This window comes from Telluria sp. LT1R51-2 (assembly GCF_059685775.1).
The window spans coordinates 1,129,009-1,142,522 of sequence record NZ_JCASIM010000001.1; the positions used below are offsets into that span (position 1 = coordinate 1,129,009).

At 65.5% G+C, this 13,514-nt stretch carries 14 protein-coding genes; 11 read left to right on the top strand and 3 right to left on the bottom strand.

Features of this window, described 5'->3' with window-relative positions; all coding sequences use genetic code 11:
• Positions 1 to 35 precede the first annotated feature (35 nt).
• Together udk and AC56LH_RS05010 are read right to left on the bottom strand one after the other, a co-directional pair.
• Positions 36 to 677: a uridine kinase gene (gene udk / locus AC56LH_RS05005; RefSeq protein ID WP_499644549.1), complete on the bottom strand. Its 642-nt coding sequence runs from the start codon at positions 675 to 677 to the stop codon at positions 36 to 38.
• A 58-nt stretch (positions 678 to 735) separates the two neighbouring features.
• Entirely contained in the window at positions 736 to 1,713 is a 978-nt protein-coding gene (locus AC56LH_RS05010) for a TIGR01777 family oxidoreductase (RefSeq protein WP_499644551.1), read from the bottom strand.
• 271 nt (positions 1,714 to 1,984) lie between these two features.
• On the opposite strand from AC56LH_RS05010, the gene AC56LH_RS05015 reads away from it, so the two are divergent.
• The 9 genes from AC56LH_RS05015 (at position 1,985) to AC56LH_RS05055 (ending at position 9,786) form a co-directional block, all read left to right on the top strand.
• Positions 1,985 to 3,403 (top strand): SLC13 family permease, encoded by a 1,419-nt coding sequence (locus tag AC56LH_RS05015; RefSeq protein ID WP_499644553.1) that lies wholly within the window; start codon positions 1,985 to 1,987, stop codon positions 3,401 to 3,403.
• Between the two features lie 25 nt (positions 3,404 to 3,428).
• Positions 3,429 to 5,096, top strand: coding sequence for a malonate decarboxylase subunit alpha (mdcA, locus tag AC56LH_RS05020; RefSeq protein WP_258837502.1), 1,668 nt, complete (start codon positions 3,429 to 3,431; stop codon positions 5,094 to 5,096).
• 12 nt (positions 5,097 to 5,108) lie between these two features.
• Positions 5,109 to 5,432, top strand: coding sequence for a malonate decarboxylase acyl carrier protein (gene mdcC, locus AC56LH_RS05025; protein ID WP_258837503.1), 324 nt, complete (start codon positions 5,109 to 5,111; stop codon positions 5,430 to 5,432).
• The gene (locus tag AC56LH_RS05030; protein WP_499644555.1) at positions 5,429 to 6,337 is read left to right on the top strand and encodes a biotin-independent malonate decarboxylase subunit beta; all 909 of its coding nucleotides are present in this window, start codon (positions 5,429 to 5,431) and stop codon (positions 6,335 to 6,337) included. The genes mdcC and AC56LH_RS05030 overlap by 4 nt, the downstream gene beginning before the upstream one ends.
• Positions 6,337 to 7,053: a biotin-independent malonate decarboxylase subunit gamma gene (gene mdcE, locus AC56LH_RS05035; protein WP_499648399.1), complete on the top strand. Its 717-nt coding sequence runs from the start codon at positions 6,337 to 6,339 to the stop codon at positions 7,051 to 7,053. Before AC56LH_RS05030 ends, mdcE begins: the two co-directional genes overlap by 1 nt.
• Positions 7,037 to 7,711 carry a malonate decarboxylase holo-[acyl-carrier-protein] synthase gene (gene mdcG, locus AC56LH_RS05040; protein ID WP_258837505.1) on the top strand — a complete coding sequence of 225 codons (675 nt, stop codon included), beginning with the start codon at positions 7,037 to 7,039 and terminating at the stop codon, positions 7,709 to 7,711. Before mdcE ends, mdcG begins: the two co-directional genes overlap by 17 nt.
• Positions 7,704 to 8,600, top strand: a complete 897-nt coding sequence (mdcB, locus tag AC56LH_RS05045; RefSeq protein ID WP_499644557.1) for a triphosphoribosyl-dephospho-CoA synthase MdcB — start codon at positions 7,704 to 7,706, stop codon at positions 8,598 to 8,600. Before mdcG ends, mdcB begins: the two co-directional genes overlap by 8 nt.
• Positions 8,570 to 9,526 (top strand): ACP S-malonyltransferase, encoded by a 957-nt coding sequence (locus tag AC56LH_RS05050; protein WP_499644559.1) that lies wholly within the window; start codon positions 8,570 to 8,572, stop codon positions 9,524 to 9,526. Before mdcB ends, AC56LH_RS05050 begins: the two co-directional genes overlap by 31 nt.
• Before the next feature lie 131 nt (positions 9,527 to 9,657).
• Complete coding sequence (locus tag AC56LH_RS05055) at positions 9,658 to 9,786, top strand: hypothetical protein (protein WP_258837507.1); 129 nt, start codon at positions 9,658 to 9,660, stop codon at positions 9,784 to 9,786.
• An 88-nt stretch (positions 9,787 to 9,874) separates the two neighbouring features.
• Here AC56LH_RS05055 and AC56LH_RS05060 read toward each other — a convergent pair whose 3' ends face one another.
• Complete coding sequence (locus AC56LH_RS05060; RefSeq protein ID WP_499644561.1) at positions 9,875 to 11,020, bottom strand: GNAT family N-acetyltransferase; 1,146 nt, start codon at positions 11,018 to 11,020, stop codon at positions 9,875 to 9,877.
• A gap of 83 nt (positions 11,021 to 11,103) precedes the next feature.
• On the opposite strand from AC56LH_RS05060, the gene AC56LH_RS05065 reads away from it, so the two are divergent.
• Together AC56LH_RS05065 and AC56LH_RS05070 are read left to right on the top strand one after the other, a co-directional pair.
• On the top strand, positions 11,104 to 13,176 hold the full coding sequence (locus tag AC56LH_RS05065; RefSeq protein WP_499644563.1) for an NAD(+) synthase: 2,073 nt from the start codon (positions 11,104 to 11,106) through the stop codon (positions 13,174 to 13,176).
• Positions 13,173 to 13,511 carry a P-II family nitrogen regulator gene (locus AC56LH_RS05070; protein ID WP_183550870.1) on the top strand — a complete coding sequence of 113 codons (339 nt, stop codon included), beginning with the start codon at positions 13,173 to 13,175 and terminating at the stop codon, positions 13,509 to 13,511. Before AC56LH_RS05065 ends, AC56LH_RS05070 begins: the two co-directional genes overlap by 4 nt.
• The last annotated feature ends 3 nt before the right edge of the window (positions 13,512 to 13,514 follow it).

Sequence of the window (13,514 nt, forward strand, 5' to 3'; positions counted from 1 at the left end):
CGCTGGTGCCGGTATGGATCAGCGCCCAGTCATTTTTACGAGCGCTTGAGCTGGTTGATCACGCTGGCGACCTTGGTGGTGATCATGTCCACCGCCGGATTGTTCGCCCCGTGCGGGATGATGACATCGGCATTGCGCTTGGTCGGCTCGATGAACTGCTTGTGCATCGGGCGCACGGTGTCGAGGTACTGGCTGATGACGCTTTCCACCGAGCGGCCCCGTTCCGTGATATCGCGCTGCATGCGGCGGATGAAGCGGATGTCGGACGCTGTATCGACGAAGATCTTCAGCGACATCATGTCGCACAAGGCCGGGTCATACAGGGCAAACAGGCCTTCGATGACGATGACTGGCGCGGGCTTGACCCGGATGGTGCGGTCGGAGCGGTTGTGCAGCGTAAAGTCGTACTCGGGCATGTCGATCGACTCGCCCCGGCGCAGCGCCTGGACGTGCTGCACCAGCAGCGACCACTCGAACGCCTGCGGATGGTCGTAATTCTGCTGGATGCGCACTTCGGGGCTGAGGTGCGTCTGGTCGCAGTAATAATCGTCCTGCATCACGACCGAGACCATCTCGGTACCGAATGTGGACAGCACTTGCCTGGACACCGTGGACTTGCCACTGCCGCTACCGCCCGCGACGCCAATAATAAACGGTTGAAAAGGAAAACTGAGCATGCCGAATGATACCGGAATCCGGACCTGACCGACAGGTCCGGGGCCCCTGGCGCCGCCGTTACCTCAGGCTGCGCAGCGCCGCTTCCAGCGCCGGATAGGTGAACTCGAACCCTTCGCGGGCGAACCGCAGCGGCACCACGCGCTGGCCTTCGAGCAGCAGATCGGCCTGCTCGCCCAGCGCCAGGCGCATCGGCCAACCGGGTGTCGGGATCACGCATGGTCGTCCCCAAACGCGCGCGGCCGCCTGGCTGAATTCCAGTTGCGACACCGCGATCGGCGCGGTGAAGTTGGTCGCGCCAAACGTCGGCGCAGAAGGATCGCTCAGCGCCTGCTTCCAGCGATGGGCGATGCCCGCGACCAGATCGTCGATGTGAATCCACGACAGCCACTGCCGGCCAGTGCCCAGCCGGCCGCCGATGCCCAGCCGGATCGGCAGCAGCATCATCGGCAGCGCGCCTTGCTCGCCCAGCACCAGGCCGAAGCGCATGCACTCGACCGGCACGCCGTGGCGCACGGCGCCGGCGGCAGCGGCTTCCCACTCGCGGCACAGGTCCGACATGAACATCGGCTGGGGGGGCGCTGCTTCGTCGAGTTTTGCGTCATCGCCAATGCGCTGGATGCCGTAGTAGCCGATCGCCGACGCCGACAGCAACAGCCGCGGCTTGTGGCTGGCGCGGCCGATCCAGTCGACCACTTTTTCCGTCAGTGCGACGCGGCTTTGGCGCAGCGTGGCCTTGCGTGCGTCGGTCCAGCGCTGGCCGAGGATCCGGGCGCCTGCCAGGTTGACAACGATGTCGACCTGGTGGTCGAGCGGCAGATCATCCATCGCGGCGATGGCGCGTACCCGGCCACCGAACAGCGTGGCAGCGCGCCCTACGTCGCGGGTCAGCGCGATTACCTGGTGGCCGTCCTGCAGCAGCGCGCGCACCAGGTGCTGGCCCACGAAGCCCGTGGCGCCGGTGACCAGCACGCAGCGGGCGACCGTGTCGAACACGCTCAGGGCTTTCTTGGATGTGGGTGTCGCACTCGTTGTCAACTTGTTCTCCGGTTCTTTGTTCTCAATTCTGCCAAGACAGGAATGTAACACTTCCGCTGACAGTAAACGTCGCCAACCGGGCGTAATTGATCTTGGCGGCAATCGGGTTTACCTTGGCCGCACAACCTGCATAACAAAAGAGCATGGCCGGCCCCGCAAAGCTCCCGAGACCACGGTCCGAGGAGGCGATGGCGACAGGCCATGCATTGGAGACGTATCACCAGCGACGCGCCGGGTGGAACCGGCCGCCGCACCACGTAGGAGCCACCCTGTGTCCTCTCATGTCATTGCAATCTGCGTTCTGGCGCTCATGTTCATCGTCGCCACCGCCATGCCCATCAATATGGGCGTCATCGCGTTTGTCGGCGCCTTCCTGGTCGGCACCATCGTCTTCAGCATGGAGACCAAGGCCATCATGTCCGGCTACCCGGCCGAGCTGTTTCTGACCCTGGTCGGCATCACGTTCCTGTTTGCCCAGGCCCAGAACAACGGCACCATCGACTGGCTCGTCAGACTGGCCGTGCGCGCCGTCGGCGGGCGCATCGCCGCCATCCCGTGGGTCATGTTCGCAGTCACCGCGCTCCTGACCTCCGTCGGCGCTGTCAGCCCGGCCGCGGTGGCGATCATCGCCCCGATCGCGCTGGGCTTTGCCGCCAAGTACAAGATCAATCCCCTGATGATGGGCCTCTTGGTCATCCACGGCGCGCAGGGCGGCGGCTTCTCGCCGATCAGCATCTATGGCGGCATCACCAACAAGGTCGTCATGGAAGCGGGCCTGCCGATTTCGCCGCTCACTACCGCGTTCACCAGCCTGGGCGTGAACCTGGCCGTGTCGATCATCCTGTTCTTCGTGTTCGGCGGCGCCAAACTGATGCGCCAGGAAATGCCGAAGGCCGGCGCCGGCATCCGTCCGATGACGCCGTTCACGCCACCCGTGGCGGTCGCAGCGCAAGGCCCGCAGATCTACGGCGACGCTGAAAATGAAACCGGCAGCGAAGAGCGCCTCACCGCGCAGCGTTCGACTGCTGCCGTCGGCGCAGTCGGCAACGGTGGCCCTGGTTCGGGCCTGGGCACCGGCGACATCGACCTGCATGCCGGTCCGACCTTCCACCAGATGTTCACGGTCGTCGGCCTGGTCGCGCTGGCCGTGCTCACGCTGCTGTACAAACTCGATATCGGCTTCGTTGCCCTCACCATCGGTTTGTTGATTTCGATCCTGTCGCCGCAGGTGCAAAAGCGCGCCATCGGCCAGGTGTCGTGGCCCGAGATCATGCTGATCGTCGGCGTGAGCACGTATGTCGGTGTGATGCAGAAGATGGGCACCATCACCTGGGTTGGCGAAAGCGTCGCCAGCCTGACCTCGCCGCTGACGGTGGCCTTGCTGCTGCTGTTCGTCGGCGCCATCGTTTCGGCCTTTGCCTCGTCGACTGCCGTACTGGGTTCGCTGATTCCGCTGGCCGTGCCATTCCTGGCGTCCGGCACCGGTGTCGACGCCATCGGCTTCATCGCCGCCATGGCTGTCGCCTCGACGATCGTCGACGTCAGCCCGTTCTCGACCAACGGCGCACTCGTGCTGGCCAGTGCCCAGGGCATCGACCGCGACGTGTTCCTGCGCCAGCTGATGATCTATGGCGGTATCGTGACGCTGGTGGCACCGATCGTCGTGTGGCTGCTGTTCGTGGTGTTGTAAGGCCACGCAAATTTTAGGAACTATCATGAATCATGCTGAAGGCCGCTGGACCGGCCAGCAACGTAACCGCAGCGAGCGCCTGGCCCGCGCCGGCGCCGCCCTTGGCGGGGCGCTCGACGGCAAGGTCGTCCAGGCCTCGCACATCGTCGAGCTGCTGCACGCGGTGCTCGAACCGGGCGACCGCGTCTGCCTCGAAGGCAACAACCAGAAGCAGGCCGACTTTCTCGGTAAAGCCCTGACGCGCGTCGATACGGCGCGCGTGCATGACCTGCACATGCTGCTGTCGGTACTCTCGCTGCCCGAACACCTGGATGTGTTCGAAAAAGGGATCGCGTCGAAACTCGACTTTTCGTTTTCGGGTCCGCAGGCCGGGCGCCTGGCCAAGCTGGCGCAGTCGGGCAAGCTCAATATCGGGGCAATTCATACTTACCTCGAGCTGTTCGCGCGCTACTTCATCGACCTGACGCCGCGCGTCGCGCTGGTGGCCGCCGAGATGGCTGACCGCGAAGGCAATCTGTACACCGGCCCGAACACCGAAGACACGCCGGCCATTGCCGAAGCGACGGCCTTCAAGAGCGGGATCGTGATCGCGCAGGTGAACCAGATCGTCGACAAGCTGCCCCGCATCGACATTCCCGGCGACTGGGTCGGCTATGTCGTGCAGTCGCCCACGCCGTACTACATCGAGCCGTTGTTCACGCGTGACCCGGCCCTGATTTCCGAGATCCAGGTGTTGATGGCGATGATGGCCATCAAGGGCATCTATGCCGAGTACGAGATCGAGCGCCTGAACCATGGCATCGGTTTCGACACGGCCGCCATTGAACTGCTGCTGCCAACCTACGCCGCGAGCCTGGGCTTGAAAGGCAAGATCGCCCGTCACTGGGCGCTGAACCCGCATCCGGCCCTGATCCCGGCCATCGAAGCGGGCTTCGTCGAGTCCGTGCACTCGTTCGGCTCCGAGCTGGGGATGGAAAACTATATCCGCGCGCGGCCCGACGTATTCTTCGTGGGGCCGGACGGTTCGATGCGCAGCAACCGCGCCTTTTCGCAGGCGGCCGGGCATTACGCGTGCGATCTGTTCATCGGCTCGACGCTGCAGATCGACTTGCAGGGCAATTCGTCGACCGCCACGCTGGGGCGCATCGCGGGCTTTGGCGGCGCGCCGAACATGGGCGCCGATGCGCGTGGCCGGCGCCATCCGAGCAAGGCATGGCTGAAAGCCGGCGAAGAGGCGCGCGCTGGCCGCAACGTGATCCCGCGCGGGCAGAAGCTGGTGGTGCAGATGGTCGAGACCTTCCGCGAACACATGGCGCCGGCCTTCGTCGACAAACTCGACGCGTGGCAACTGGCCGAGCAGGCCGGGATGGCGATTCCGCCGGTGATGATCTATGGTGACGACGTCAGCCACATCCTGACCGAGGAAGGCATCGCCAACCTGCTGCTGTGCCGCACGGACGAAGAGCGCGAACAGGCGATCCGCGGCGTGGCCGGCTACACGCCGGTGGGCATGGCGCGCGACAAGCGCATGGTCGAGAACCTGCGCGACCGGGGCATCATCCGCCGCCCGGAAGATCTCGGCATCGACAAACGCATGGCGACCCGCGACCTGCTGGCCGCCAAGAACATGAAGGGCCTGGTGCGCGCATCCGGCGGGCTGTACGACCCGCCGAAGCGCTTCAGGAACTGGTAAGGAACACATATCATGGAAACGCTGAACTATCGTTTCGAAGGCGGCCAGCGCCCGTTGAGCGGCATGCCGCAACTGGTGGGCGTGGTTGGCTCGGGCAACCTCGAAATCCTGATCGAACCGGCGCACCTGAAGGGCGCGTGCGAGATCGAAGTGCGCACTGCGGCCGTCGGTTTCGGCGCCACCTGGCAGGCCGTCATGGCCGATTTTCACGCGCGCTGGAGCCTGGCCGATGCACGCGTGAGCGTCAACGACATGGGCGCCACGCCGGCCGTCGTGAGCCTGCGCCTGGACCAGGCGGTCGAGTCGATCGCCGCTCTGCCTGGAGGCGCGCCATGAGCAGCTACCAGGAACTCACGGCGCGCCAGCGCATCCCGGCCATGTTCGACGCCGGCAGTTTCGAAGAATTCTTGCCGCCGTCCATGCGCATCGTCAGTCCGCACCTGGCGCAGCTCGATGCGGCGGTGTCGTTCGATGATGGCGTCGTCGTCGGGCGCGGCAAGGTCGGTGGCCAGGTCGTGTTCGGCGCGGCGCAGGAGGGCGGCTTCATGGGCGGCGCGGTGGGCGAAGTCCACGGCGCCAAGCTGGTGGGCATGCTGCAGCGCGCGATCGACGAGCGGGCGCACGCCGTCGTGCTGTTGCTCGAATCGGGCGGCGTGCGGCTGCATGAAGCCAATGCAGGCCTGATCGCCGTGTCGGAAGTCATGCGCGCGATGCTCGACGTGCGCGCCGCAGGCATCCCCGTGATCGCCATCGTCGGTGGCGCCAACGGGTGCTTTGGCGGCATGGGCATCGCGGCGCGCTGCGCCAATACCGTCATCATGTCCGAAGAAGGGCGCCTGGCGATGTCGGGCCCCGAAGTCATCGAGACCGCCAACGGCGTCGAAGAATTCGATTCACGCGACCGCGCGCTGGTGTGGCGCACGACGGGCGGCAAGCACCGCTATCTGCTGGGCGACTGCCAGGTGCTGGTGGAGGACGACACCGAGGCGCTGCGCGCTGCGGCGCTGGAGGCCATTGCCGCGATCCCGCCGGGGGAGGTGGAACTGACGCTCGATGGCCTGTTGGCCGAGCAGGCGATGCTCGAACGGCGCCTGCGTGACACGCAGGGCCTCACCGAACCGATGGATATCTGGAAGAGCCTGGGCATTGCTGACCCGGCGCGGGTGCCGATGCTGGAACCCGATGCCTTCCTCGAACTGGCTGCGCAGTACCGCGCCACGCCGACACTGGGAGAACGATGATGGATTGGCAGACGGTAGCAGCACAACTTTTCCCCGGTGGGCATACCATCACCGAAGCCGACAACTTTTTAAGCGGCAGCGCGCAGGTCGACGGCAAGCCGGTGGCCGTCATCGGTACCACCGACCACACGCCGATCGGCATCGAGATCGCGCTGGCCCAGGCGCAGGCGATCCTGCGGACGGTGCGCGAGCATCCGGGCCGGCCGATCCTGATCCTGGTCGACACGCAAGGGCAGCGCCTGCGCCACCGCGACGAGATGTTGGGCATCAACAGCTATATGGCCCATCTGGGCAAGTGCGTCGACCTGGCGCGGCGCGAAGGCCACACGGTGATTGGCCTCGTATACGACCAGGCGCTGTCGGGTGGCTTCATCACCAGTGGCCTGATTGCCAGCGCCTGTTACGCGCTGCCCGAGGCGACCATCCGCGTGATGGGCTTGCCGGCGATGGCGCGCATCACGAAGGTGCCCGAGGAACGCCTGACCGAACTGGCCAAGGACAATCCCGTGTTCGCGCCGGGCCCGGAAAACTACCTGCGCATGGGCGGCCTGCACGGCATCTGGAATGGCGATCTGGCGGGCGAATTGATCCGCGCGCTGGCCGATGCCAAGGCCGGGGATGGGCGCATGGCGCTGGGCCTGGCGCGCGGCGGCCGCCTCATGGCGCACCCGGTGGCGCAGGCGGTCAGGGTGGGCAGCGATGTTCGCCCGGCATGACTTGGTCTGGCTGACGAGCCGCGGCTGGCAGCGCGTGCGCGACGGCGCGCCGCAGGCCGCCCTGTCTGCGCTGGATCGCTGGCGTGACGGCGGCTGGCCGGCGGTCGTGCGGCGCACCGAAGCCGGCATGCTGCCGGGCGAGGTGGCGATCGGGTTCCCGTTGCCGCCGCGCCCTGAAGACGGCGGCAAACTCAAATTCGGCTGCGCCGTCGAGATGTCCGATATCGGCCGGCGCACGCGGGCCTTGCCGCTGGTCGGCGCACTCGACGCCGTGCCGGCGCAGTGGCGCGAAGGCCTGGAAGCGCTCGAGCGCCAGGCGGCCGATGCCGGCGTGAGCCTCTCCGTGTATGGTTCGGTGGCGCTGGCCGCGCTGACGGGCCAGTATTATCTGACACCGCTGTCCGATATCGACGTGCTGCTGCAACCGCAGACGCGGCGCCAGCTGATGATCGGCCTCGATCTGCTGTCGTGGCATGCGGGGATCCTGCCGCTCGATGGCGAAGTGGTGTTCCCCGATGGCCGCGCGGTCGCGTGGAAAGAATTGCGCGCGGCGTTTGCCGGTGCGCCGGGCACGCGCGTATTGACGAAAGGGCTGGACCGCATCGCGCTGGTCCTGCCCGAAGCCTTGATGGCCACGCTGGAGGAAGAACATGGATGACCTGAACAGCGTGCAGACAGTGCGCGCGTCTGGCCGCACTAAGCGCGGCGACGCCGGCGAGCGCGCCTTTTGCCAGCGTATCGCGCGCGTGGCCGTGCGCAGTCTGTATGCAGAACTGGTGCTGTACCCGAAGCCGGGCCTCGTATCAAAAGTCGACAACGGCAGCCATACCGACATGACGGCCGCCACTTTCGTACGCAGCCTGTTTGCGCTGCGCCGTTATTTTGGCGACATCACCCACGCCGGCATGCTGGATGCGCCGTTCCACGTTTTGAAGCAGCTGGGAATCGACGCCGAAGCACGGATGCTGCGCGCCACCGGCGGCATCAACACGCACCGCGGCGCGATCTTTTGCCTGGGCATGCTGTGCGCCGCCATCGGCCGCTGCCGGGCGCGTGGTGAAACCTTGACCCCGGCGCGCATCGGCGAACTGCTGCGCGCATGCTGGGGCCAGGCGCTGGGCGCGCACAGCGTTGTCAATGGCGAGCCTGTTTCGCACGGCGCCCGCGCGGTGCTGCGCTACGCAGCGAGCGGTGCACGCGAAGAAGGCGCGCTTGGCTTCCCATCGGTGTTCGACGTCGGCCTGCCGGCGCTACGCCGGGCATTGGCAGCGGGGCGCGGCATGCGCGAAGCCCGCATCGACGGGTTGTTCGCGCTGATGGCCCATATCAGCGACACCAATGTCTACCACCGTGGCGGTGTCGAAGGCGCGTTGACCGTGCGCCGCCAGGCACGCGCGTTTGTTGCGCGCGGTGCTACGGCGGCGCCGGGCTGGGAAGAACGGGCGCTGGCCAGCCACCGCAGCTTCGTCGCGGCGCGCCTGTCGCCGGGCGGCGCGGCCGATCTGCTGGGCGCCGTGTGCCTCGTGCACGCGGTGACGACGCGCTGATGGCGGGGCGCCTGGCCATCCTGTGCCCGGGGCAGGGCGCGCAGCATCCGGCGATGTTCGACATGGCGCGCGGCGATCTTGCCGCGAGCCGGCTGCTTGAGGAATGGAGCGCCGATCCGGCGCTGGGCGCGACGCTGCACGCCAGCCTTGGCGAAGAAAGCTTCACGAACCGGATCGCGCAACCGGCCATCGTCGCTGCCACGCTGGCGATGTGGCGCGCGTTGCAAGCCACGATCGCGACGCCGGCGCTGGTGGCCGGTTACAGCATCGGCGAGTTGTCGGCCTATGGCGTCGCCGGAGCGCTGGCACCGGAGGACGTGATCAAGCTGGCCATCGAGCGGGCGCGCCTGATGGATGCCTGCCTGGTCGATGGCGCGGCGCAGGGCATGGTCGCGCTGTCCGGCATGCCGGCCGGGACGGTTGATGCGTTGCTGGAAGACGCTGGCTTTTATCCTGCCATCGTGACCGGTGACGATGCGCTGGTGGCAGGCGGCCCGGCCGCGCAGCGTGACGCATTGGCCAGCGCCGCGATCGCTGCCGGTGGCCACGCCACGGTGCTGCCGGTCGCGGTCGCATCGCATACGCCGCTGCTGGCGGGCGCGGTCGCACCGTTCGCGGCTGTGCTGGCTGCCGCACACTGGTGCGCACCCGCATTCCCGGTGCTGTCCGGCATCTCGGCCGAACCGGTGTCCGACGCAGCCAAGGCGTTGGCGGAGCTGCCGCGCCAGATCGCCGAGCCGATCCGATGGCGCGATTGCATGGATGCAATGAGCGAAGCCGGCGTCACCGTGGCGCTCGAGCTGGGGCCGGGCGCTGCGCTGTCCCGTATGTTGCAGTCGCGCAACCCAAACATCGCCTGCCGCTCGGTCACGGAATTTCGCTCGCTCGACGGGATACGCGCCTGGATAGACAGGCAGCTCGACTGACATTCACGAAGCTGATGTCTGATATTGCAACTCAGAATTGGAAAACACGCTGAGTCGCCTATATAACAGTGATACACCAACTGAAACTATAGGCGTTGCCCATCTGGGCAATGCAATTGAAGGAGCTCCACGTGAAAAAGATTGTCCACGCACTGGTCGCCGCTGCTGGCAGCCGCGCCAAATATGCCCTGCGCAAGCGCGCTGAAGCCATCAAGCCATCGAAGGTCGATTATCGTCTGAACGCCGGCGGCTGGAACTAAGCAGTACTTACCGCCACCCCTGGCGGACTGATGAAAAGGCTGGGCCCGTACTGCGGGCCGGCCTTTTTTTACGTCTGGCAGTGGTGTTTTATGGCTGATTGCGGAATGGACTACGCTCGTTCAATTCGTCGAGATAGTCGTCGATCCCGCCAGCCTCGCGCTGCAGGAAATTTTCCACCGCATTGGCAAACGACGGATGCGCCAGCCAGTGCGCTGACCAGGTCTTGGTCGGCAGGAAGCCGCGCGCCATCTTGTGCTCGCCCTGCGCGCCGCCTTCGAACGTGGCGATGCCCTGTTCGATACAGAACTCCAGCGGCTGGTAATACGCGGCCTCGAAGTGCAGGCACGGCACGTGTTCCAGCGCGCCCCAGTAGCGCCCGTACAGCGTGTCGGCGTCGTGGATGACGAGCGACGCGGCAACCGCGCGGCCATCCAGTTCGGCGATCACGAGCAGGATATTGTCCGGCATCGTCGCACCGATGCGCAGGAAAAAGTCCAGGTTCAGGTACGGCGTGGAGTGGTGGTCTTTATAGGTGTTGCGGTAGCAGCGGTTGAACAGCACCCAGTCTTCGCGCGTGGCGTCCGCACCGCGTACGCGCCGCATCGTCACCCCAGCCTCGACCACCTTGCGCCGCTCGGCGCGGATGTTCTTGCGCTTTTTTGGTTCGAGCGTGGCCAGAAAGTCATCGAAACTTGCATAACCCCGGTTCAGCCAGTGAAACTGCACGCCGCTGCGCAGCAGGAAGCCGGCATCCTTGAGAGCCTGTGCTTCGTCTTCGGGCGGGAACAGGATGTGGGTGGACGAGACTTCGGTGGCCGACTGCGTGGCCGTCAGCACGTCGATCAGCGCAGCGCGCGCAGCGGCGTCGACCGCCAGCAGGCGTGAGCCGGCCACGGGCGTGAACGGAATCGCCGACAGCAGCTTCGGGTAATAGTCGAGGCCATTGCGCGCGTAGGCATCGGCCCAGGCCCAGTCGAACACGTACTCGCCATACGAGTGACCCTTGACGTACAGGGGCAGGGCGGCCGCCAGCACGTCGGCCGCGTCGTATAGCAGCAAAAACTGCGGCTGCCAGCCGCTTTCGGGCGCCGCGCTGCCCGACGCGTGCAGCGCGTGCAGGAACGCATACGAGAGAAACGGCGTTGGCGCCGCCTGGGCCTGGACCAGCGCGTCCCATGGCGCCTGCCCGACTTCGGACAGGCTCGAGACGATATGCGTGCGATAATCTGTCATTGCTTTCAACATTGCTTCCAATCCTACGAAGTAAGTGGCGACGGGCAGCGATTCGCCGCGTCGGCACTGCGAGAGACCCATTCATGAACAGCCGATTCTTCAATCTCTATTCGCACCATTTTGCACGCGTTGCCGTCGCGATCCCGCGTATCCGCGTGGCCGACCCGGCCTACAACGTCGAACAGACGATCAAACTGGCGCAGCAGGCAGCAAGCGAAGGCGCGGCACTGGTCGCGTTTCCCGAACTGGGTCTGTCCGCCTACACCTGCGACGACCTGTTCCACCAGAGTACGCTCCTTGACGCTTGCCTCGACGGCTTGCAGACCATCCTGGATGCCTCGCGCAGCCTGCCGCTGGCCATCGTCATCGGCATGCCGCTGCGTGTCAACCACATGCTGTTCAACTGCGCCGTCGCCATCGCGGGCGGACGCGTGCTGGGCGTGGTGCCGAAAAGTTATTTGCCTAATTATGGCGAGTTTTACGAATCCCGGCAGTTCACGCCCGCCGATTGCGCGCCGGTCGATCAGATCGACCTGTTTGGCGCGACCGTGCCGTTCGGCGTAAACCTGCTGTTCGAGGTCGCCAACCTGCCGCTGCTGCGCTTTCACCTCGAGATCTGCGAAGACGTCTGGGTGCCGGTACCGCCGTCATCGTTCGCGGCGCTGGCCGGGGCCACGGTGCTGGTCAACCTGTCGGCATCGAATGTCGTCGTCGGCAAGAGCGGCTACCGCCATCAGCTGGTCGCCCAGCAATCGGCGCGTTGCATGGCGGCCTATCTGTACACGTCGGCCGGGCGGGGCGAATCGACCACCGACATGGCGTGGGATGGCCAGTCGCTGATCTACGAAAAGGGCGAGCTGCTGGCCGAATCCGAACGCTTTTCCGACGAATCGCACATCATCTTCGCCGACGTCGACCTCGAGCGCCTGTCGCATGACCGCATGAAAGCGACCACGTTCGCGCAATCGGCGCGGCGCCATGCGACTGAAGTCGCGGCGTTTCGCGTGGTGCGCTTCGACCTCGCGCTGCCCGTGGAGCACACCTTGCCGCTGGCGCGCGGCATCGAGCGCTTCCCGTACGTGCCGGCCGACCGCGCCCGGCGCGACGAGCGTTGCACCGAGGTCTACAACATCCAGGTCCAGGCCCTGATCCAGCGCCTGGCCTCGAGCGGCATCCAGAAGGTGGTCATCGGCGTGTCCGGCGGCCTCGATTCCACCCACGCGCTGCTGGTGTGCGCGAAGGTGATGGACCGCCTGAAGCTGCCGCGCACGAACATCCTGGCCTACACGATGCCGGGCTTTGCCACCAGCGAGCGCACGCTCAAACAGGCGCGCGACCTGATGGCGGCCGTGGGCTGCAGCGCGCAAGAGATCGACATCCGCCCGAGCTGCATCCAGATGCTCAAGGATCTGGGGCACCCGTACAGCGAGGGCACGCCGGATTACGACATCACGTTTGAAAACGTGCAGGCCGGCGAGCGCACCAACCACCTGTTCCGGCTGGCGAACTTCCATAACGGGATCGTGATCGGCACGGGCGATCTGTCCGAGCTGGCGCTGGGCTGGTGCACCTATGGCGTGGGCGACCATATGTCGCACTACAACGTCAACGCCAGCGTGCCCAAGACGCTGATTTCGTACCTGGTGCGCTGGGTGGCCGAGACGGGCGCCGTGATTGCCGAAGGCCAGTCGCAAGTGCTGATCGATATTCTCGATACCGAGATCAGCCCCGAGCTTGTTCCAGGCGGTGCTGCAGATACCAAGCCCGCACAAAGCACGCAGGAGCGCATCGGCCCCTACGAACTACAGGATTTCAATCTGTTCTATACACTGCGCTACGGCTTCAAGCCCAGCAAGGTCGCGTTCATGGCGTACTCCGCGTGGCACGACAATGCGGCAGGCCGCTGGCCGGACGAGTCCGGCACGCGCAACCAATACGACCTGGACGCCATCAAGCGCAACCTGTCGATCTTTTTGTTCCGCTTCTTCAAGACCAGCCAGTTCAAGCGCTCGTGCGTACCGAACGGGCCGAAGGTCGGCAATGGCGGCTCGCTCTCGCCACGCGGCGACTGGCGCGCACCATCCGACTCCGAAGCCACCGTCTGGCTCGACGACCTGGCAAATATCCCCGACTCATCGAAAGGACTACCACCATGAAACAGATTACCTGTGTGATCAAACCGTTCAAGCTCGACGAAGTGCGTGAAGCGCTGGCTGAAGTGAACGTCACCGGCCTGACCGTCACTGAAGTGAAGGGTTTCGGCCGTCAGAAGGGGCATACCGAGCTGTACCGCGGCGCCGAGTACGTCGTGGACTTCCTGCCGAAAGTCAAAATCGAAGTGGTGGTCGACGATCCGATGGCCGACAGCGTCGTCGACGCCATCATCAAGGCGGCGCGCACTGGCAAGATCGGCGACGGCAAGATTTTTGTACAGAACATCGAGCAGGTCATCCGGATCCGTACCGGCGAGACCGGCCCGGACGCCGTCTAAGCA

What these genes read in the sequence shown, in the direction of transcription:
- udk (WP_499644549.1), bottom strand. Translation starts at nt 677, where the DNA reads ATGCTCAGTTTTCCTTTTCAACCGTTTATTATTGGCGTCGCGGGCGGT.
- mdcA (WP_258837502.1), top strand. Translation starts at nt 3,429, where the DNA reads ATGAATCATGCTGAAGGCCGCTGGACCGGCCAGCAACGTAACCGCAGC.
- mdcC (WP_258837503.1), top strand. Translation starts at nt 5,109, where the DNA reads ATGGAAACGCTGAACTATCGTTTCGAAGGCGGCCAGCGCCCGTTGAGC.
- AC56LH_RS05030 (WP_499644555.1), top strand. Translation starts at nt 5,429, where the DNA reads ATGAGCAGCTACCAGGAACTCACGGCGCGCCAGCGCATCCCGGCCATG.
- mdcE (WP_499648399.1), top strand. Translation starts at nt 6,337, where the DNA reads ATGGATTGGCAGACGGTAGCAGCACAACTTTTCCCCGGTGGGCATACC.
- mdcG (WP_258837505.1), top strand. Translation starts at nt 7,037, where the DNA reads ATGTTCGCCCGGCATGACTTGGTCTGGCTGACGAGCCGCGGCTGGCAG.
- mdcB (WP_499644557.1), top strand. Translation starts at nt 7,704, where the DNA reads ATGGATGACCTGAACAGCGTGCAGACAGTGCGCGCGTCTGGCCGCACT.
- AC56LH_RS05060 (WP_499644561.1), bottom strand. Translation starts at nt 11,020, where the DNA reads ATGACAGATTATCGCACGCATATCGTCTCGAGCCTGTCCGAAGTCGGG.
- AC56LH_RS05065 (WP_499644563.1), top strand. Translation starts at nt 11,104, where the DNA reads ATGAACAGCCGATTCTTCAATCTCTATTCGCACCATTTTGCACGCGTT.
- AC56LH_RS05070 (WP_183550870.1), top strand. Translation starts at nt 13,173, where the DNA reads ATGAAACAGATTACCTGTGTGATCAAACCGTTCAAGCTCGACGAAGTG.